Source organism: Stenotrophomonas sp. PS02300, from assembly GCF_029959395.1.
Taxonomy (GTDB): Bacteria; Pseudomonadota; Gammaproteobacteria; order Xanthomonadales; family Xanthomonadaceae; genus Stenotrophomonas; species Stenotrophomonas maltophilia_AD.
Map to the genome: position 1 here is coordinate 1 of NZ_JASCOP010000075.1, position 20012 is coordinate 20012.

The window sequence follows — 20012 nt, forward strand, 5'->3', positions numbered from 1 at the left end:
GGGGGTTTTTTTTATATGCGTGGGGGGGGGGGGGGGGGGGGGCCGGGCGCGGGCGCCGGCGCGGTGCCGGTTTCGGCGGTGAGCTGCGGGCCCAGCGGGTCCACGCCCTGCGCGGTGTCGGCCAGGATGATGACCATCACCCGGCGGTTGCGGTTGCGGCCCTGCGCGCTGGTGTTGTCTTCGCGCGGGCGGAACTGGCCGTAGCCGACCATCGCCAACCGCGCCGGCTGCACGCCCTGGTCGGCGAACAGGTGCACCACGCTGGCCGCACGCGCGGCCGACAGTTCCCAGTTGGACGGGAACAACGCGGTGGCGATTGGCACGTCATCGGTGTGGCCTTCCACGCGCACGCCGTTGGGCGCGTCGTGCAGCACCTGCGCCAGCGAGGACAGGGTGTCGCGTGCGTGCACGTCGAGCGTGGCCGAGCCGGTGGTGAACAGGATGTCGCTGTTGATCTCCACTTCGATCCACAGCTCGGTGCGGCGCACGGTGATCATGCCGCGGTCGATCAGCGGTGCCAGCGTGGCGGTCAGGCGGTCGGCGATGCTGTTGAGCTGGCGCTCGGCGGCCTGCAGCTGTTGCTGGTTGTGCACCGATACCGGCATGCGCATCTGCGAGGCCATTGCCGGCAGCAGGGTGGGGTCGTTGCTGGGCGACGGTGCGGAAGGGCCAACGCGGTTGCCGGCCTTGATCACCGACGGGCTGTCCCAGCCGCCGCCCTGCACCTGCTGGTTGCCGACCTGCACCGGGTTGATGGTGCGCGGCGCGCCGCCGAAAGCCGTGGTCAGCGCGTCGGCCATGACCCGGTACTTGCCTTCGTTGAGCGAGGAGATGGCGTACATGACCACGAAGAAGGCAAGCAGCAGCGTCATGAGGTCGGCGTAGGGAATCGCCCAGGCCTCATGGTTGGCATGCTCTTCGTGGGCTTTGCGGCGGGCCATGTCAGTGCAGGAACCCCGACAGGTTGGTCTCGATGTTGCGCGGGTTCTCGCCCTGGGCAATCGAGATCAGGCCTTCGATGATCATTTCACGGTCGCGGCTGTTGTGGTGGATCACGCTCTTGAGCTTGGCCGACACCGGCAGGAACAGCAGGTTGGCCGAGGCGATGCCGTAGATGGTGGCGGTGAACGCGGCGGCGATGCCGTGGCCCAGTTTGCTGGGGTCGGCCAGGTTCTTCATCACCGCGATCAGGCCCAGCACGGCGCCGATGATGCCCAGCGTGGGCGCATAGATGCCCATGCCTTCGAATACTTTGGAGGCGGCCAGGTCCTGGCTTTCCTGGCTGCCCAGTTCGATTTCCATCATGTGCCGGATGGTTTCCGGCTCCACGCCGTCCACCAGCAGCTGCAGGCCCTTGCGCAGGAACGGGTCGTCCTGGGCGTCAACCTGCGCTTCCAGGCCAAGCAGGCCCTGGCGGCGGGCGATGTTGCTCCATTCCACGATCTGGCGGATCAGCTCGGCGCGGTCGCTGGCCGGCGGGCGCACGACCCAGCGCACGATCTTGAAGGCGTGCTTGAACACGGCCGGCGAAGTGTGCAGCAGGATGGCGGCCAGGGTACCGACGATGACGATCACGAAGGCGGCAGGGGACCACAGCGAGGCCAGCCCGGCACCCTTGAGGATGCTGCCGCCGACCAGCGAGGCCAGGGCGAGGAAAAGTCCAATGAGGCTGAGTCTGTCCATTTGTCCGATATCGGCTTGCGGGTGGGGGACTTGAATCGCGGGGCTATCGGGGGTTCAGCCACGCATTTCAATCGTGCGGGGTGCGCAGGCCGTCCACGTCGAGGATGAGGGACATGCGGCCGTCGCCGATCAGGGTGGCGCCGGCGTAGCCGCGCAGGCCGCGCAGGGCCTTGGGCAGCGGCTTGATCACCACTTCCTCGCGGCCACGCACCTGGTCCACCACCAGCCCGAAGCGCGCTTCACCGGCCTGCAGTACCACGATGGTGAGCAGCGGCGAGGGCGCCGGGTCCACGTCCAGCCAGTGGCGCAGGTCCACCAGCGGCAGGGTGTGGGTCTTGCGGTCGAGCACGGCGCGGCCGTCGAACCAGCCCAGCGAGGTGTTGGGTGCGTGCAGCACTTCCATCACGCGCGCCAGCGGCAGCGCGTAGACATCCTCGCCGGCCTGCACCAGCAGGGTCGGCAGGATTGCCAGGGTGAGTGGCACGCGGATCATGAAGCGGCTGCCGCGGCCCAGTTCGGACTGGATCTGGATCTGGCCGCTGAGTTCGCGGATGCGCGACTGCACCACGTCCATGCCCACGCCACGGCCGGAGATATCCGTGACTTCCTGCTTGGTCGAGAAACCGGGCAGGAACACCAGGTGCAGGCATTCCTCGCTGGTCAGGCGGGCGGCGGCTTCGGGATCGATCAGGCCCTTTTCGCGGGCCTTTGCACGCAGGCGTTCGGGGTCGATGCCGGCGCCGTCATCCTGCACTTCAATGCTGACGTAGTCGCCTTCCTGCTGCGCGGATAGGCGCACGTTGCCGCTGCGGCTCTTGCCCTGGGCTTCGCGCAGTTCGGGCATTTCAATGCCGTGGTCGATCGCGTTGCGCACCAGGTGCACCAGCGGGTCGGCCAGGGCCTCGACCAGGTTGCGGTCCAGTTCGGTTTCCGCGCCGATCAGTTCCAGCTCCACTTCCTTCTTCAGGTTGCGGGCCACGTCGCGAGCGACCTTGGGGAAGCGCGAGAACACCTTGCCGACCGGCTGCATGCGGGTGCGCATCACCGCCGACTGCAGGCGCGCGGTGGCGATGTCCAGGGTGGACACGGCGCGGTCCAGTTCTTCGTCGTGCAGGCGCGCGCGCAGGGTCTTGAGCCGGTTGCGCGACAGCACCAGTTCGCCGATCAGGTTGACGATCGCATCCAGGCGCTTGGTATCCACGCGCACGGTGTGCTCGGCTTCGGCCACCGGCTTGTTGGCGGCCGGCTTGGCCGGTGCCGGGGCGGCGACCGGGCGCGGTGCGGCCGCCGGAGCGGGTGCGGGGGCAGCCACTGCCTGCGCGCCGGGGGCGGCGCCGCCATGCAGCTGGTCGAGCAGCGCTTCGAATTCGTCTTCGCCGATCAGGCCGTCGTCTTTCTTTTTCGTCACGGCGGTCGGTGCCGCGCCGCCGTGCAGGGAATCCAGCAGGGCCTCGAACTCATCGTCGGTGATCAGCTCGCCGCTGGAGGCGGCTGCCGCCGCCACCGGGGACGGCGTGGCCGGTCCGTTGACGTCGAACTGCGCGATCAGCTCCGGCGGGGCATAGCCCGGCTCGGTACCGGCAGCCACCGAATCCAGCATGGACTGCAGGTAATCCAGCGATTGCTGGCCGGCGTCGAAGTGGTGGGCCTGCAGCACGGCCTGGCCCGAACGGGCCATGCCAAGGGTTTCTTCGGCGGCGTGGCACAGCTCGACCATGGCCTGGATGCCGAGGAAGCCGGCACCGCCCTTGAGCGTGTGGAACCCGCGGAACACCGCGTTGAGCTGGTCGCTGTCCTGGGGCGACTGCTCCAGCGACACCAGCTGTTCGCCGAGGCGATCCAGGATCTCCTGGGCCTCGAGGATGAAGTCTGCAGCAATGTCGTCCGGAACAGCACTCATGGTTTCAAAGCCCCAAATCGGAAAGCAGGTCGTCGGCGTCCACCTGCGACACCTGATGGCGGTCCAGGCCGCTCACGGCGGGACCGGCCAGGCCGTTGTCGCGCTTGTGGGCGCTGTCGTCCGGCGGCGGCAGGCCGAGCGCGCCGAAGCCTTCGTGCACGCGGCGCACGATGCCCACCACGCGGCGGATGATCTGCCCGGTGAGATCCTGGTAGCTCTGGGTGAGCGCGATCTCGGTGAGGTTGTGGCGGATGCGGTCCAGCTGCTGGTCCTGGTCCGGGCTCAGCCCGTTGGCGCGCAGCTGCTCGGTGAGCGCGCGGCATTCCTCGGCCAGGTCCAGGGTGCGGTGGGTGGCCTGTTCGGTCATCGCCACCACGTGGTCCAGGCGCGCGCAGGCATCGTCCAGCTCGCCGGCTTCGCTGGGCACGGTGGGCAGTTCGCCCAGCGCCTGGCCCAGCTCGCGGGCGAGCCGGTTCAGCCCGGCCATCATCGGCTGGGTGCGCAGCGCGGCCAGGGCGTCGATTTCCCGGCGCCAACCGGCTTCGTCACCGCTTTCCAGCGCGGCCAGGGCATCCTGCAGGCGCTGCACCAGCGCCGATTTGTCGCGAAGGGTTTCCATCAGGCACTCGCCGCCAGGCGCTCGAAGATCTTGCCGAGCTTCTCTTCCAGGGTCGCAGCCGTGAACGGCTTGATGATGTAGCCGTTCACGCCGGACTGGGCGGCTTCGATGATCTGCTCGCGCTTGGCTTCTGCGGTGACCATCAGGACCGGCAGGGTCTTGAGCTTGGCGTCGGCGCGGATCGCCTTGAGCAGGTCGATACCGGTCATGACCGGCATGTTCCAGTCGGTGACCACGAAATCGAACGGCTGGCTCTGCAGCAGGGCCAGCGCGGCATGCCCGTCCTCGGCTTCGGCCGTATTGGTGAAGCCCAGATCGCCCAGCAGGTTCTTGACGATACGACGCATGGTCGAGAAGTCGTCGACGATCAGGATACGCATGTTCTTGTTCAAAGCACTTTCCTCGGTATCAAGTGTTCTCGAGGCCGGCGTCGGCCGCCTCGAAGATCTTCAGTCGGCCACGCAGGCGCAGCACTGCCTGGCCATGGATCTGGCAGACGCGCGACTCGCTGACGCCGAGCACCGCGCCGATCTCTTTCAGGTTCAGTTCCTGCTCGTAGTACAGCGACAGCACCAGCTGTTCGCGTTCGGGCAGCAGGCCGATCGCGTTGCCCAGTTCGCGGCCGAACTCGCCGCGCTCCAGCACCTGCTGCGGGGTCGGGCCGCCCTGGGCGACGGTATCCAGCTCGCCCTGGTCTTCGATCCGCGATTCCAGGCTCAGCACCTGGCCACGCGCGGCGTCTTCCATCAGGCGCAGGTAATCGGGCAGCGGCATGTCCATCGCGGCGGCCACTTCGGTGGCGCTGGCGGCGCGGCCGGTGCTCTGCTCCAGGCGGCGGATGGTAGAGGCGGCGTCACGGGCACGGCGGTGCACCGAACGCGGCACCCAGTCGCCCCGGCGGATCTCGTCGATCATCGAGCCGCGGATGCGGATCGAGGCATAGGTTTCGAACGAGGCGCCCTGGTCGGCGTCGTAGCTGCGCGAGGCCTCGATCAGGCCCATCATGCCGGCCTGGATCAGGTCGTCGACTTCTACGCTGGCCGGCAGGCGTGCGGCCAGGTGGTGGGCGATGCGCCGGACCAGGTCCGAGTGCTGGGCAATGCACTCGTTGGCTGCGGCGCGCTGCACCTCTTTGTATTGTGCGGCGCCTTTCATGCGGTCACCCCGCGTTGCTTGAGGATGCGTTCCAGGAAGAATTCAACGCCGCCGCGCGGCTCGGTCGGGGCCTGCCAGCGCGCGGTGCGGCGGGCGATCTCGGCGATCGCCTGCGCCGACGGGCTGGACGGGTAGGCCTTCACCACCGGCTGCTGGCGCTGCACCGACAGGCGCAGCCAGTCGTCCTGCGGCACGCAGCCCAGGTAGTTCAGCGAGACATCGGCCAGGAACTTGTCGCAGACCCGGCTGAGCTTTTCATACAGCACGCGGCCTTCGTTGGGGTCGCGCACCATGTTGGCCACCACCTGGATGCGGTCCACGCCACGTTCGCGCGAGAGCACCTTGATCAGGGCATAGGCGTCGGTGATCGAGGCCGGCTCGTCGCAGACCACCACCACGGTGTCCTGGGCGGCCTGGCAGAAGGTGAGCACGCCGTCGGTGATGCCGGCAGCGGTGTCGACCACCATGAAGTCGAGGTCGCGTTCCAGTTCGGAGAACACGTTGACCAGGCCCACGTGTTCGGCCGGCTGCAGTTCGGCCATGTGGCGGCGGCCGGACGCGGCCGGCACCACCAGCACGCCGCCGGGGCCTTCCAGGATCACTTCATCCAGCGTGCAGCGCCCGGCGACCAGGTCGGCCAGGGTCAGCTTGGGCTGCAGGCCCAGGATCACATCGATGTTGGCCAGGCCCAGGTCGGCATCCAGCAGCAGCGTGCGCTTGCCCATGTCGGCCAGCGCCACGGCCAGGTTGGCCGACACGTTGGTCTTGCCCACGCCGCCCTTGCCGCCGGTGACGGCGATGGTGCGGACCGGGCCCAGCGGCTGGCTGCGGGTGGCCGACAACGGGAAGGTCCTGGTCAGGTTTTCATACTCACGCGACGGCATGGTTCAACTCCGGGTTGCAGGGCATATCGGCCGCGCGGCGCAAATCTTCAAGGCGAAGTACAAGATTGGCTGCACTGGCCCGGTGCAGGTCTTCGGGAACGTCCTGGCCATCGGTGACCCAGGTGATCGGCAGGCGGTGGTCGACGGCCACCGACAGGGCGGTACCGAAGCGGCCGGTCTCGTCCAGCTTGCTCAGCACCACGCCCTGCGGGTTGGCGCCGCTGAAGCGGCGGACCACCTCGTCCATGTCGCCGAAGCTGGTGTTGGCCGGCAGCACCAGCAGGGTGCGGATCTGTGGAGCGGCACGCAGCCACTGCAGCTGGGCGGCCAGGGCGCGGTCACGCGGGCCCAGGCCGGCGGTGTCGATCAGCACCAGCTTGTAGTCCTTCAGGCGCTCCAGCAGCTGGGCCAGGTCGCTGCCGCTGTTGGCTTCATGCACGGCGATGCCAAGCTGGCGGCCGAAGCCGTACAGCTGCTCGCGGGCGCCGATGCGGGCGGTATCGGTGGTGACCAGGGCCACGTCGCGGGCGGCGTGGGCTTCGGCGAAGCGCGACGCGAGCTTGGCGATGGTGGTGGTCTTGCCGGCACCGGTGGGGCCGACCAGGGCGATCACGCCGCCGGCCTCGAGCGGGTCGACCGGGGCGATCGGCAGCTTCTTGGACAGCAGGCCCAGCATCAGGCCGCGGCCGCGGTGGGCTTCGGTGTCCAGCGGGATCTGCAGGGCCACGTCGCGGCAGATGCCGGCGTCGAAGCCGTATTCGTCCATCAGGTCCAGCGCGGCGGCACGCACCGCCGAGCCGCGCAGGCGCTCGTCGGTGAAGCGGTTCATTTCGCGCTCGATGACGGTGCGCATGCCGGCCACTTCATGGCGCAGCTGGCGCAGTTCCTCATCGTCGCGGACCAGGGTCACCGGGGCGGCGACGGCAGGCAGCGGGACGGTGATGACCTCGGCGGGCACCGTCGGTTCGTTGGCGGCCTGCAGCGTCGGCTCGACCGGGGCAGCAACCGTCATCGCAGCAACCGGCGCGGCGAAGTCGTCCACAGCCACCGGGGCGGGTGCAGCAAACACCGCCGAATCGTCGATCTGGATGGCCGGGCTGGCGGCGGCCGGGACCACCGGCACGGTTTCCCACAGCGGGGCGGCCGGGGTTTCGAGCGGAGCGCGCTGCATCTGCTGCGCCGGCATCTGCGGCAGCTGCGGCGGCACGCTGGTGCGGCCGGCCGGGGCGTGCATCTCAAACAGCGGTGCTTCGTCCAGCGGCGGGTCGATGATGAAGCGGGCGCGGTTGGCCGGGGCCGGCGCAGCGGCGCGGACCGGTGCTTCCACAACGACCGGTGCGGCGTCGGCGACCGGCGCAGCCACGGCGCGTTCGGCGGCGGCAGCCTGTTCGACATTGAACGGGGCGAAGATCTGTTCCGGCAGCTGGTGGGCCGGCTGCACGTTGGCGCGGGCCAGGGTGGCGGCGAAGCCGCTGCTGCCCGGCGGCGGCACGATTTCGTTGGCGCTGTCCAGGGTGCGGCCGGTGGCGCCCACGGCGGCGCGGGCCAGGGCGGCCACGGCCGAGGTGGTGGCGGCGACCGGTTCCGGCGCGGTGGCCGGTGCCTTGCGGCGGGTCACGGCGGCGATCACCGCATCGGCGGCATTGCGCGGGCGCGGGGCCGGCGGCGGCGGGGCCACGTCCTTGCGCGCCGCTTCCAGTGCGCGCTGCACCGCGCCTTCGTCATAGTTCGCCGCGGCCACGATTTCCACGCCTTCCTCGATCCGGCGATTGGACAGGATCACGGCATCCGGACCGTGTTCCTTGCGCACCAGGTTCATGGCAGAGCGCATATCGGGAGCGACGAAGCGTTTGATTTTCATGCTGTGGTACCGGGACTGGGGCGGCTGGGGGGTGGAAGGGAAGCGCTGGTTGTCGGTGGTCTGCACGGTCCGGGGTTCCCTTCTTGTCCTGCTGCGGTGATTGCGAAATGGGGGTGTCTGTTTTCTGACGCGTTGCTGTCGGAGTTCCGGCTCAGCTGATCGTGCCGACCAGCTTCAACCGCTTGTCCTCGGGTACCTCGCTGTAGGCCAGCACGGACAGCGACGGAACGCTGTGGCGTACCAGCCGTGCCAGCGCGGCACGTACCGGACCGGGTACCAACACCACCGCGGGCTCGTTCTTCGCTTCCTGCTTGCTGACACATTCGGCCAGGCTCTGGTGCAGTCGCTCAGCGAGTCCGGGTTCCAGCGCGGCGCCGTTCCCTTGGGTGGACTCCTGCAAGACGCGTTCCAGTTGCGGGTTGAGGGTGAACACCGGCAGCTCGGCGGACATGCCGGCGATCTCCTGGACGATGAAACGGCCCAGCGCGTTGCGCACGGCGGCGGTCAGTACGCCGGGGTCCTGGCTCATCGGCGCGTTCTCGACCAGCGATTCGGCGATCTTGCGCAGCTGGCGCACCGGGATGCGTTCGATCAACAGGTTCTGCAGCACCCGCACCACCACCGACAGCGGCAGCGCCTTGGGGGTGAGGTCTTCAACCAGCTTGGGCGCGCTCTTGGCCAGGTTGGCCAGCAGCTGCTGCACTTCTTCGTGGCCCAGCAGTTCCGGGGCGTGTTCGCGGATCAGGTGCGAGAGGTGGGTGGCGACCACGGTGGCCGGGTCGACCACGGTGTAGCCCATCGATTCGGCGTGCGCCCGCTGGTGCGGCTGGATCCAGGTGGCATCCAGCCCGAACGCGGGGTCCTTGCCGGCGATGCCTTCCAGCGCGCCGAGCGCACTGCCCGGGTCCAGTGCCAGCTCGCGGTCGGGATGGATCTCGGCGGTGGCCACCGGCACGCCGTGGATCAGCAGCCGGTAGGCGCTGGCACCCAGTTCCAGGTTGTCGCGGATGTGCACCGACGGGATCAGGAAGCCGATGTCGTGGGTGAGCTTGCGGCGCACGCCCTTGATGCGCGCCATCAGTTCGCCGCCCTGGTTCTTGTCCACCAGCGGAATCAGCCGGTAGCCCACTTCCAAGCCGAGCGGATCGACCGGGCGCAGTTCGTCCCAGGTCAGTTCGGCGGTGGGCGAGGGGTTGCTGGCGCCAGGCAGGCCCAGCGCATTGGTCGGGCCGGCGGCCGGTGCGGCGGCGGCGCGTTCGGCGGCCACGCTCTTCTTCCACAGCGTCCAGGCGATGAAGCCGAGGATCGCCGACAGCGTCAAGAAGGCGACGTTGGGCATGCCCGGGACCAGGCCGACCAGGCCCAGGATCGCCGCGGCGATGGTCAGTGCGCGGTGCTGGCCGAACACCTGGCCCATCATGGCCTGGGCCATGTCCTGCGAGCGCGAGGCGCGGGTGACCAGCATGGCCACTGCCGAGGACACCAGCAGCGCCGGCAGCTGCGCCACCAGGCCGTCACCGATCGACAGCAGGGTGTAGGTGGCGGCCGCTTCGCCGAACGGCATGCCGTGTTGGAGCACGCCGACCGCCAGGCCGCCGATCATGTTGATGAACAGGATGAGGATGCCGGCGATGGCATCGCCGCGGATGAACTTGCTGGCACCGTCCATGGCGCCGTAGAAGTCGGCTTCCTCGCGGACTTCTTCACGGCGCAGCTTGGCTTCCTCACGCGTCAGCAAACCGGCGTTGAGGTCGGCGTCGATCGCCATCTGCTTGCCGGGCATGGCGTCCAGGATGAAGCGCGCGGTCACTTCGGACACGCGGCCGGCACCCTTGGTGATGACCACGAAGTTGATGATGGTCAGGATCGCGAAGACCACGATGCCCACGGCGTAGTTGCCGCCGATCACGAATTCGCCGAACGCGGCGATCACCTTGCCGGCCGCCTCATGGCCGTTCTGGCCGTTGAGCAGGATCACGCGGGTGGAGGCCACGTTCAGCGCCAGTCGCAGCATGGTGGTGATCAGCAGCACGATCGGGAAGATGGTGAAATCCAGCGGGCGCTTCACGTACACCACCGCCAGCAGCACCATCAGCGAGATGGCGATGTTGAAGGTGAACAGCGCATCCAGCACCGGGGCGGCCAGCGGCACCACCACCATGGCCAGCAGGGCCAGCACGATCAGCGGGGCGCCCAGGCCCTGGCGGATCATGTCCAGGGCGCGGCGGGTGTTCATGCCGGCGGGCTGGGCGCTCATGGGCGGCCTCCCTTGCCGAACTCATCCACGTCGATGCTGGGCGCGGCCGGCATCGGTCCACCCCGCCAGGTACGCAGCTGGTAGACGTAGGACAGCACCTGGGCAACGGCCGAATACAGTCTCACGGGAATTTCCTTTCCAAGTTGACCTTCCCGATACAAGGCGCGTGCCAAAGGCGGGGCCGAGACGATGGCGACCTTGTTGCCGTCGGCCACCTGGCGGATGCGCAGGGCGGTTTCGTCCACGCCCAGGGCCACCACGGTGGGGGCGCCCATCTTGCCGCCGTCGTATTTGAGGGCCACGGCGTAGTGGGTGGGGTTGACCACCACCACGTCGGCGGTGGGCACCGCTTCCATCATCCGGCGGTTGGACATCTGCTGCTGCAGCTGGCGGATGCGGCCCTTCACTTCCGGGCTGCCCTCGCTTTCCTTCATTTCCCGGCGCAGCTCCTCGCGGGTCATCTTCAGCTTGCGCATCCAGTTCCAGCGCTGGTACGGCGCATCGATGGCGGCCAGCAGCATCATGGCCCCGCCGGTGGCCAGCATCAGCTTCAGGGTGAAGCCCAGGCCGTGGACCATGGCCGCTTCCAGCGGCTGGTGGACCAGGTCGCGCAGCCCGCGGATGCCGTGCCAGACCACCAGCCCGGCGGCGGTGCCGACGAACACGATGCGCAGCAGGGATTTGGTGAATTCGCCGATGGCCTCGGCGCCGTACAGGCGTTTCATGCCGGCCATCGGGCTGAGCCGGCTGAACTGCGGCATCAGCGATTTGTTCGACCAGCGCAGCCCGCCCATGGCCACCGGGGCCAGGAAGCTGGCCAGCAGGCAGACCAGCAGCAGCGGCCACAAGGCCAGCATCAGCTGCAGGAACAGGTGCCCGAAATGGTTGAACAACCCCAGCGGCTCGAAGCGCAGGCCCGGTTCCGGGGTCAGGGCCAGCTTCATCCAGTCCTTGGCGCTGCTGGCCATGCCGCCGGAAAACGCCATCAGCGCCAGCACCGAGGCGCCGAACACGGCGGCGGTGGCCAGCTCGCGCGAACGCGGGATGTTGCCCTGTTCACGGGCGTCGCGCAGGCGTTTTTCGGTAGGTTGTTCGGTTTTTTCGCCGGCTTGTTCTTCGTCGGACATCGGGAGCAGGGCACCACGGGGATTACCCGGGGTGGTGCAAGAACCGTTCCGTTTCCGGCGATGCCATGCGCGGTTTGTGGAAGCGCAGCGGAACGGCTGCCTCCACCATGGCGCACCTCATTCCGGTACCCGTCATGCAGCCGTCCTCTTTGACCTCCGCAAATTCCGCACTGCTCACACTGGCGGGAGGTTCCCCGGCCCGGCAGAGTGCCGCGCCGGCACCATCGGCCGACCTCCAGAGCGTGCATAACGGCCCCGGCAGCGCGCCGGCGAGCGAGCCGCCGAGCGATGTCGTGACCTTGCCTGATGGCCCCTGTGCGAAAGCCACGGTAGTGAGCGTGGTCGTCAACCTTGAGCGCTTCGTTGGACGAACCTCCCCCATCGATACCTATGAGCTGCATCAGAAGTGCCTGGATCCGAACCACCAGATGTTCGGACGATCCGGCCAGCGGGCCGAAGAAGACAACCTGATGCAGGCAGGTGTGATCCATGACGATGTGCGGCGCGTGATCCTGGCCAGTCTGCGCGGCGACGGCTTTGACTGGGAAGTCAGGAATCCACTGGGGTGAGGGAGTCCACCGGTGACGAATGGCCACTGAACGGCAACGGCCTTCTTCGTTGAAGGTCCTGCCCTGACCGGACGTTGGGGATGTACGGGCGGTCGATTGGGATGCGACCCTACCGGGCCCGGTTTCCCACTTCTCCGATGCCGCCCGTCCTTTTCGTTATCGTGCTGTTCGCAGGTCTCCTGCACGCGAGCTGGAATGCCATCGTCAAGCGCGGCAGCGATACGTTGTTCACCACGATCCTGGTGACCGGCTCTGCGGCGTTGATCGCGGTGGCCTGTCTGCCTTTCGTGACCGCGCCGGATCCGCGCAGCTGGCCGTGGCTGGCCGGGTCGACCGTGCTGCAGGCGGGTTACTACCTGCTGGTGGCGCGCACCTACCGGGTGACCGACATGAGCGCGGCCTACCCGTTGATGCGTGGTTGCGCGCCGATCCTGGTGGCGCTGGTAGGTGGGGTGGTGCTTGGCGAACGGCTTCCGGGATTGGCATGGGCCGGAATCGGGCTGATCTGCTTCGGTATTCTGTGCATGTCGCACGGGATCGTACGGCGGCAGATGTGGCTGCCCCTGCTCAACGCCGGGGTAATTGCCACTTATACGCTGGTGGACGCCTTTGGGGCGCGGCAGTCCGGTTCGGCGCTGGGCTACACCTTGTGGTTGTTCCTGTTGTCGGGGTTGCCACTGCCGATCTGGGCACTCTCCACCCGCGCGCCGCAACTTATCGCCTATGCACGGGCGAACTGGGGCTACGGTCTCGTGGGTGGTATTGGTACGCTGACATCGTACGGGGTGGTGCTCTGGGCGATGACGCAGGCGCCGGTGGCGATGGTCTCGGCGCTGCGCGAGACCTCGATCCTGTTTGGCGTGCTGATCTCCGCGTTGGTATTGCGCGAGCGGGTCACCCTACAACGATGGATCGCCGCCGGATTGATCGTGGCAGGGGCAGTAGTGTTGCGGAAGTGCACGTGATCCCCGGACGGATCGGCGCGGGGTAGGGTCGGTTCCCAAACGACTGCAGTGACGGGTTCAACGTTCCGTAACGCATGACCGGAGGCGAAGGAGCGTTCCCCGACGAAGGTCATGCCGCCATCGAACGCGGGCAATGCACGTGCAGTCGATTGGGATGCGACCCTACCGGCAACGGCAACGGCAACGGCAACGGCAACGGCAACGGCCACAGCCACAGCCGTAGAGCCACGCCCTGCGTGGCTGCGTGTGCGGCTAATCCAGGAAATGCCCGCCCTGCGAAGCTTTGTGGTCCTGGGAGACCACCATCCGTGGGCGCGGCAGGTCGTGCAGCTGCAGGAAGCGCTCGGCGTCGACCGGGCGGCCGAGCAGGTAACCCTGCAGGAAGTCGCAGCCCAGCCGCTCCAGGTAGGAACGCTGGCCAGCGGTTTCCACGCCTTCGGCCACGATGTCCATGTCCAGCGCATGCCCCAGCGCCACGATGGCCGAGACGATCACCACGTCTTCGGAGCTGTTTTCCAGGTCGCGTACGAAGGCATGGTCGATCTTGATCTCGGTGGCCGGCAGGCGCTTGAGGTACAGCAGGCTGGAATAACCGGTGCCGAAGTCGTCGATGGAAATGCCCACGCCCAGCCGCGCCAGTGCCTGCAGCAGTCGCAGGCTGGTCTCGGTATCGCGCATCACCGCGCTTTCGGTGATTTCCAGCACCAGCCGCCGCGGCTCGACCCGGTGCAGTTTCAGCGCGTCGCTGATCTCGTTCAGAAGGTTCGGGGAGCCAAACTGGAGCGGCGACAGGTTCACCGACACCGACCAGCCGTCATGGCCGGCATCGTGCCAGCGCCGCAGCTGGCGGCAGGCTTCGTTGAGCACCCAGCGCCCGATTTCGTGGATCACGCCGCTGCGCTCGGCCAGGCGGATGAAGCGATCCGGCGGTATCAGGCCGTGCTCGGGGTGGTTCCAGCGGATCAACGCCTCGGCACCGCAGACCTGGTGGGTACTCACCCGCACTTTCGGCTGGTAGTGCAGGAACAGCTGGTTGGCCTGGATCGCGCGGCGCAGGTCGGCCAGCAGCCGGAACTGCTGTTCGGCGCTGTCGCTCATCCACTCGGCGAACACCACGAACGCGTTGCGTCCAGCCTCCTTGGCCTGGTACATCGCCGCGTCCGCATAGCCCATCAACTGGCGTTCGGTGGTGGCGTGGTCGGGGCAGATGGCGATGCCGATGCTGGCGGTGACCTGCAGTTCATGCCCGGGCACCAGGTTTCCGGTACCCACGGCCTGGATGATGCGGCCGGCCAGGGTGGACACGTCCTCGTCGTTGTCGATGCCCACCACCAGCACGAATTCGTCGCCGCCCAGGCGCGCCATCACATCGGCGGCGCGCAGCAACTGCCGGGTGCGGGTGGCCACGGCGACCAGCAGGGCATCGCCGGTCTGGTGGCCGTAGGCATCGTTGACCTGCTTGAAGCCGTCCAGGTCCATGAACATGACCGCGAAGCGCCCGCCGCGCTGTTCGGCATCCACCAGGGCCTGTTCGATGCGCTGCTGCAGCAGCAGGCGGTTGGGCAGGTGGGTCAGCGGATCATGCAGTGCGGCCTGGCTGAGCTCGGCGTGCGCATCGTCCAGTGACGTGCGCAGGTGCTGGTTGCGCAACCGCAACAGCTGCGCCTGCTGGCGCTGGTCCAGCCAGGACACCAGCAGCACCACGGCCAGGATGGCGATGGTGAGCACCATCACCAGTGCCGCCAGCCACTGGGTCTGCAGGCCGGTGCCGGCCGCTGCGCCGCAGATGCTGTCGGCCGGGAACTGTGCTGCAGCCATGCCGGTGTAGTGCATGCCGACGATGGCCGCGCCCAGCACCACTGCCGGGGCCAGCCGATGCTGCAGCTGGGTTTCGTTGTGGCGCAGGCGGAAGGCAACGTACAGCGCGACCCACGATGCGGCCACCGCGATGATCAGCGACAGCGTGAACCAGCCCGGGTGGTATTCGATGCCGGGGCGCATGAGCATGGCGGCCATGCCCAGGTAATGCATGGTTGCGATGCCACTGCCCATCAGCAACGCGCCAAGCGCCAGTCGCGAATGCGGCAGCGTGGCGCGCGAGACCAGCCAGAGCGCGAAGATGGAGGACGCTATCGCCGCCAACAACGATACGGCGGTCAGTTCAAGGTCGTACCCCAGTGGAATGGGCAGCTTGAAGGCCAGCATGCCGATGAAGTGCATGGACCAGATACCCAGGCCCATGGCGCAACCGCCGCCCAGCAGCCACAGCACGCTGATCCTCGGCGAGGGCGCGGTGGTGACCCGATTGGCCATGTCCAGCGCAGTGAAGGACGCCATGATGGCGACCAGCAGCGAAACCACGACCAACCATGGGGTGTAACTGCCGACGAGCATCATGACTCTCCCTGGCGTACACAGCTGCAATCTAGAAAGACTGGACCGCGCTTCTGCGCGGACTGCTCAGGCACGTTCCCCCTGCCGTAGGCGCATGGTAACGACACAGATGGGGGGCAGGGCAAGCGCATATTCGGCCAAATTTCATGCCGCCATCACGCGACCATCACCCGATTTACATACGCGCGCGTACGTTGTTTCGCAACTTCTAGCGGGTGAGGCCGTCTGCGGCCTGGAAGGCAGCGTCGAAAAGACGTTGCACGGGCGGGCCCATTTCACCGGCAAGCACGGTGAGCAGGAACAGGCCCAGCAGCAGCGCGACCGGCAGGCCCAGCTGGATCGGATTGAGCGCGGGAGCGGCACGCGCCAGTACGCCGAAGGCCAGGTTGACGGCCAGCATGGCCACCGTGATGGGCAGCGACAGCGTCAATGCACCGCGCAGTACCTGCAGCAGGAACGTAGGTGCGGCGCTGATGAACGCGTCGAGGTCGGGCAGTGATGCGCCGATCGGCACTGCCTTGTAGCTGTCCATTACCAGCGAGATCAACGCCAGGTGCCCGTTGGCGGCGAAGAACAGCAGGCCGAACAGCAGATAGAACCACTGGCCGATCACGCCGGACGTACCGCCGCGCATCGGATCGCTCATCTGCGCGAAGGCCAGGCCGGTACCCTGCGAGACCAGTTCGCCGGCCATGGCGCCGGCTTCGAACACCAGCCGCAGCAGGAAGCCGATGGACACGCCGATGGCCAGTTCGCGCGCGATGCTGAGCACGGTGGCGGCATCAAAACCGGTCCACGCCGGGACCGGCGGCAGCATCGGCGACAACGCGATGGCAAGTGCGCCGGAGAGCATGACGCGCACCCGGTTCGGCACCGCGCGGCTGCCGACCAGCGGCATCGCCATGATCATGGCGCCGATGCGCAGCATGGTCCACAGCACGGTGCCGATCATGCCGAAGGCGTTGAGCCCGTCGGCGGCCATCTGGGTTGCCGAATCCATCGCGCGGCTATCCGATCAGGTGCGGTATGCGCTGGAACAGCAGCGTGGTGTACTCGACCAGGTGGCCGATCAGCAGGCTGCCCAGCGCGAACAGCACGGCGGTGAGCGCGGCGGCTTTGGCCACGAAGGCGATGGTGGGTTCGTTGAGCTGGGTGGCCGCCTGCACCACGCCGACCACCACGCCGACGATCAGCACGGTCAGCAGCAGCGGGCCGGCCACCCACAGCACGGTGATCAGGCCACCGCGCAGTTCGGTCAGGGCAAGTTCGGGCGTCATGGCGACCTCAGACGGCGTTGAAGCTGGCGGCGAGCGTGCCGACCACCAGCACCCAGCCGTCGACCAGCACGAACAGCAGGATCTTGAAGGGCGCCGAGACCAGCATCGGCGAGAGCATCATCATGCCCATCGACATCAGCACGCTGGCCACGACCAGGTCGATGATCACGAACGGGATGAAGATCAGGAAGCCGATCTCAAAGGCGGTCTTCAGTTCGCTGGTGACGAAGGAAGCGACCAGCACCGGGAACGGAATGGCATCGGGGCTGGCGTAAGTGCCATGCCCGGCCATGCCGGCGAAGGTCATCAGGTCGGTTTCGCGGATCTGGGCCAGCATGAAGGCGCGCAGCGGCTGGGTGGTCAGGGTCCAGGCGGTCTGGAAATCGATCTCGCCGTTGAGGTAGGGCGCCATGCCGCTGCCCCAGGCCTTCTGCCATACCGGCAGCATCACCATGGCGGTCAGGAACAGGGCCAGGCCCAGCAGCACCTGGTTGGACGGGGTCTGGCCGGTGCCCAGTGCCTGGCGCAGCAGGCCGAGCACGATGATGATGCGGGTGAAGGCAGTGAGCACCAGCAGCATCGACGGGATCAGGGTGATCGCGGTCATCAGCAGCAGGGTCTGCAGCGGCAGGCTGACCGGCTGGCCGCCGATCTTGCCGACATTCACGTCCGGCAGCGCGGGGCTGCCGGGCAGGCCGGGCGCGGCCATGGCCAGCGCGGGCAACGCGCACAGCAGCAGGGTCAGCAGCAACGGCAGGTAACGGGTCCAGGATGCACGGGGGCCACGCATGATCATTTTTCCTTGCGCAGCCGCTGTTGCAGGAGCTGGGCGAAATTCGGCAGGTTCTTGAAATCCGGCAGGCGCGCCGGTTCCGGGGTGGGCAGCGGTTCGGGCAGGCGGTGCAGGGTATTGATGCCGCCGGCGGTGACGCCGAGCAGCAGCTGTTCGCCGTTGATATCCACGACGACGACGCGTTCCTTGGCACCCACGTTGAGGCTGGCCACCACGCGCAGGCCGTCGGCGGGCTTGAAGCCGCTGCCGGGCATGCGCTTGAGCACCCAGCCCAGGCCGACGATCAGCGCCAGCACGGCCAGCAGTGCGAGCACGGCGCCGAACATGCTGGGTGCCGCGGCGGCGTGCTGGCCAACCTTGGCCGCCGGTGCACCGGCGGCAATGAGTGCCAGGGAAATCAACGCAGTCTCCGGATCCGTTCGCTGGGGCTGACGACGTCGGTCAGGCGCACGCCGAAGCGGTCGTTGATGACCACCACTTCGCCGTGGGCGATGAGGGTGCCGTTGACGAACACGTCGAGCGATTCGCCGGCGCCGCGTTCCAGTTCGACCACCGAGCCCTGGTTGAGCTGCAGCAGGTTGCGGATGGGCAGGCGGGCGCGGCCGACTTCCAGCGACAGGGTGACCGGTACGTCGAGGATCACGTCGAGGTTCAGATCCGGGCCGCCGCCAGTCTCGTCGGAGTGCAGGTTGGTGAACTGCGCCGGTGCCGGTTCGTTGGTTTCGATGTCGTCGTTCATTGCGGGTCTTCCTGGATAACGGGAGCGCGCGGGCGGGTGCCCGGGGGGTGGGTGGCGGTGATCTTGACGGCGTTCATGCCGTTGGCGACGCCGAACTGGCCGGTGAACACGGGAATGTTCTCCACGCACAGGGGCACCTGCGGGGGCAGGTCGATGGGCAGGATGTCGCCGATCTTCAGCTGGGTCAGGTCACGCAGGCTCATGCGCTTGGTGGCGAGCACGCTGGAGAGGGTGACTTCGGCGATGTTGAGCTGTTCGCGCAGCATGGTGCCCCAGCTTTCGTCGCGGTCGTTGCGGTCGCTCTGGATGCCGGCGTCGAGCAGTTCGCGGATCGGTTCGAGCATCGAGTAGGGCAACGTGACGTGGATGTCGCCACCACCGCCGTCGAGTTCGACATGCAGGCGGCAGACCACGACGTATTCGCGCGGGGTGACGATGTTGGCGAAGTGGGGGTTGATCTCGGAGTTGATGTATTCAAGCTCGACATCCATCACCGGGGCCCAGGCTTCGCGCAGGTCGGCGAAGGTCTGCTTGAGCAGGAGGTGGATGACGCGCATTTCGGTGGCGGTGAATTCGCGGCCTTCGATGCGGGTGGGGTAGCGCCCGTCGCCGCCGAAGAAGTTGTCGACGATGGCGAACACGAGGGTGGGCTCGAAGACGATCAGGCCGGTGCCGCGCAGGGGCTTGAAGCGGATCAGGTTGAGGTTGGTCGGTACATACAGGGAGTGCATGTAGTCGTTGAACTTGATCAACTCGATGCCGCGCACGGACAGTTCGGCGGAGCGGCGGATGAGGTTGAACAGGCCGATGCGCCAGAGGCGGGCGAAGCGCTCGTTGACCATCTCCAGGGTCGGCATGCGGCCCCGGATGATGCGGTCCTGGCTGGCAAAATCGTAGTTGCGCGCTTCGCCGGGGGCGATGGCGTCGACTTCGGTTTCGACGGCGCCGGAATCGACGCCATGCAGCAGGGCATCGATTTCGTCCTGGGAAAGCAGGTCATTCATGGGATGCCCTTACTGGGTGACGAAGCTGGTGAACAGCAGTTCGTCGACGCCCTTGTTGCCGGTTTCGGCTTTGAGCAGTTTCTGCACTTCGGCCAGGGAGTCGGCCTGCAGGCGTTCTTTGCCGGCGCGGTCGGCGATCTGGGCCGGTTCGACCTGGGAGAAGAGCATGAGCAGTTTGGCGCGGATGGCGGGGGCGTGAAGCTTGATGGCTTCGAGCGCGGCCGGGTCGCGGGTCATGAGCTGGACTTCGACCTGGAGGTAGCGGGGGCCGTCGAAGCTGCTGCTGAGGTTGACGACGAACGGGGGTTCGAGGCCGAAGTACTGGGCGGGGGCGGGCACGGCCGATTTGGCGGCGGCGGCCTTGGCGGGCGTCTTCTCGTCGTGGGACTGGGTGAAGTACCACACGCCGCCACCGGCGGCGCCAGCGGCGACGACGGCGATCAGGGCGGTGACGAGGAGGGGGCTGCGCGGCTTGGCGGCCTTGTCCTTGTCGGTGGATTTCTTGGTTTTGTCAGCGGCTGCGGCCACGAGGGGAAGCTCCATAGGATTGCTTCCTGGCTACATGCAAAGGGCGTGCCGTAATGCGCCGGTGTTCCGTTGTCGGGAATTTGACGGTTGAACGTCAACGTCAACGTCAACGTCAAAGGCGTCGGCTGTGCGCTGTCTGAGGGCTTGGCGGGTCGGTGCCGGTTTGCGGGGGGCGCCGTGAACCCATCCCTGGGGGCTTGGTCGCGGCATCCATGCCGCTCACACCCCCGCAAACCGGCCCCGACCCACCTTTGTCG

Annotated in this window: 19 protein-coding genes and 1 pseudogene; 2 read left to right on the top strand and 18 right to left on the bottom strand. The window is 67.4% G+C overall.

All coding sequences use genetic code 11. The features are described 5' to 3' along the window. Nucleotides 1–110: 110 nt before the first annotated feature. The 10 genes and pseudogenes from motD to flhB form a co-directional block, all read right to left on the bottom strand. Nucleotides 111–941, bottom strand: a pseudogene (motD, locus tag QMX79_RS13630) (flagellar motor protein MotD); the annotation flags it as partial. Nucleotide 942: 1 nt separating this feature from the next. Further along, the gene (locus QMX79_RS13635) at nucleotides 943–1683 is read right to left on the bottom strand and encodes a flagellar motor protein (protein WP_068851628.1); all 741 of its coding nucleotides are present in this window, start codon (nucleotides 1681–1683) and stop codon (nucleotides 943–945) included. 67 nt (nucleotides 1684–1750) lie between these two features. After that, nucleotides 1751–3583: a chemotaxis protein CheA gene (locus QMX79_RS13640; protein ID WP_282247228.1), complete on the bottom strand. Its 1833-nt coding sequence runs from the start codon at nucleotides 3581–3583 to the stop codon at nucleotides 1751–1753. 4 nt (nucleotides 3584–3587) lie between these two features. Continuing rightward, nucleotides 3588–4202 carry a protein phosphatase CheZ gene (locus QMX79_RS13645; RefSeq protein WP_282247229.1) on the bottom strand — a complete coding sequence of 205 codons (615 nt, stop codon included), beginning with the start codon at nucleotides 4200–4202 and terminating at the stop codon, nucleotides 3588–3590. Next, complete coding sequence (gene cheY, locus QMX79_RS13650; RefSeq protein WP_282247230.1) at nucleotides 4202–4594, bottom strand: chemotaxis response regulator CheY; 393 nt, start codon at nucleotides 4592–4594, stop codon at nucleotides 4202–4204. The genes QMX79_RS13645 and cheY overlap by 1 nt, the downstream gene beginning before the upstream one ends. Nucleotides 4595–4610: 16 nt before the next feature. Next, nucleotides 4611–5357: an RNA polymerase sigma factor FliA gene (locus tag QMX79_RS13655; RefSeq protein ID WP_214903450.1), complete on the bottom strand. Its 747-nt coding sequence runs from the start codon at nucleotides 5355–5357 to the stop codon at nucleotides 4611–4613. Beyond that, entirely contained in the window at nucleotides 5354–6241 is an 888-nt protein-coding gene (locus tag QMX79_RS13660) for a MinD/ParA family protein (RefSeq protein ID WP_068851643.1), read from the bottom strand. The genes QMX79_RS13655 and QMX79_RS13660 overlap by 4 nt, the downstream gene beginning before the upstream one ends. Next, nucleotides 6228–8102 carry an AAA family ATPase gene (locus QMX79_RS13665; RefSeq protein ID WP_282247231.1) on the bottom strand — a complete coding sequence of 625 codons (1875 nt, stop codon included), beginning with the start codon at nucleotides 8100–8102 and terminating at the stop codon, nucleotides 6228–6230. The genes QMX79_RS13660 and QMX79_RS13665 overlap by 14 nt, the downstream gene beginning before the upstream one ends. Nucleotides 8103–8253: 151 nt before the next feature. Then, nucleotides 8254–10338, bottom strand: coding sequence for a flagellar biosynthesis protein FlhA (gene flhA, locus QMX79_RS13670; protein ID WP_282247240.1), 2085 nt, complete (start codon nucleotides 10336–10338; stop codon nucleotides 8254–8256). A 17-nt stretch (nucleotides 10339–10355) separates the two neighbouring features. After that, a complete protein-coding gene (gene flhB / locus QMX79_RS13675; protein ID WP_093535626.1) occupies nucleotides 10356–11486 on the bottom strand; it encodes a flagellar biosynthesis protein FlhB in 1131 nt (376 codons plus the stop codon). A gap of 65 nt (nucleotides 11487–11551) precedes the next feature. Here flhB and QMX79_RS13680 point away from each other — a divergent pair, with 65 nt between their 5' ends. Both QMX79_RS13680 and QMX79_RS13685 read left to right on the top strand, forming a co-directional pair. After that, entirely contained in the window at nucleotides 11552–12055 is a 504-nt protein-coding gene (locus tag QMX79_RS13680) for a hypothetical protein (RefSeq protein ID WP_282247232.1), read from the top strand. A gap of 137 nt (nucleotides 12056–12192) precedes the next feature. Further along, complete coding sequence (locus QMX79_RS13685; RefSeq protein WP_282247233.1) at nucleotides 12193–13020, top strand: DMT family transporter; 828 nt, start codon at nucleotides 12193–12195, stop codon at nucleotides 13018–13020. Between the two features lie 252 nt (nucleotides 13021–13272). Here the strand turns inward: QMX79_RS13685 and QMX79_RS13690 are convergent, their stop codons facing one another. The 8 genes from QMX79_RS13690 to QMX79_RS13725 all read right to left on the bottom strand — a co-directional run bounded on the left by QMX79_RS13690 (nucleotide 13273) and on the right by QMX79_RS13725 (nucleotide 19770). Beyond that, nucleotides 13273–15414 (bottom strand): bifunctional diguanylate cyclase/phosphodiesterase, encoded by a 2142-nt coding sequence (locus tag QMX79_RS13690; RefSeq protein ID WP_282247234.1) that lies wholly within the window; start codon nucleotides 15412–15414, stop codon nucleotides 13273–13275. Between the two features lie 208 nt (nucleotides 15415–15622). Further along, entirely contained in the window at nucleotides 15623–16414 is a 792-nt protein-coding gene (gene fliR, locus QMX79_RS13695) for a flagellar biosynthetic protein FliR (RefSeq protein ID WP_282247235.1), read from the bottom strand. A 7-nt stretch (nucleotides 16415–16421) separates the two neighbouring features. Continuing rightward, nucleotides 16422–16691, bottom strand: coding sequence for a flagellar biosynthetic protein FliQ (locus QMX79_RS13700; protein ID WP_017356083.1), 270 nt, complete (start codon nucleotides 16689–16691; stop codon nucleotides 16422–16424). 7 nt (nucleotides 16692–16698) lie between these two features. Beyond that, entirely contained in the window at nucleotides 16699–17487 is a 789-nt protein-coding gene (fliP, locus tag QMX79_RS13705; protein WP_282247236.1) for a flagellar type III secretion system pore protein FliP, read from the bottom strand. Continuing rightward, nucleotides 17484–17885 carry a flagellar biosynthetic protein FliO gene (fliO, locus tag QMX79_RS13710; RefSeq protein ID WP_068851659.1) on the bottom strand — a complete coding sequence of 134 codons (402 nt, stop codon included), beginning with the start codon at nucleotides 17883–17885 and terminating at the stop codon, nucleotides 17484–17486. Before fliO ends, fliP begins: the two co-directional genes overlap by 4 nt. After that, entirely contained in the window at nucleotides 17882–18223 is a 342-nt protein-coding gene (gene fliN, locus QMX79_RS13715; protein WP_282247237.1) for a flagellar motor switch protein FliN, read from the bottom strand. Before fliN ends, fliO begins: the two co-directional genes overlap by 4 nt. Then, nucleotides 18220–19227, bottom strand: a complete 1008-nt coding sequence (gene fliM / locus QMX79_RS13720) for a flagellar motor switch protein FliM (protein WP_282247238.1) — start codon at nucleotides 19225–19227, stop codon at nucleotides 18220–18222. Before fliM ends, fliN begins: the two co-directional genes overlap by 4 nt. Nucleotides 19228–19236: 9 nt before the next feature. Next, nucleotides 19237–19770, bottom strand: coding sequence for a flagellar basal body-associated FliL family protein (locus QMX79_RS13725; protein WP_282247239.1), 534 nt, complete (start codon nucleotides 19768–19770; stop codon nucleotides 19237–19239). Nucleotides 19771–20012 lie beyond the last annotated feature (242 nt).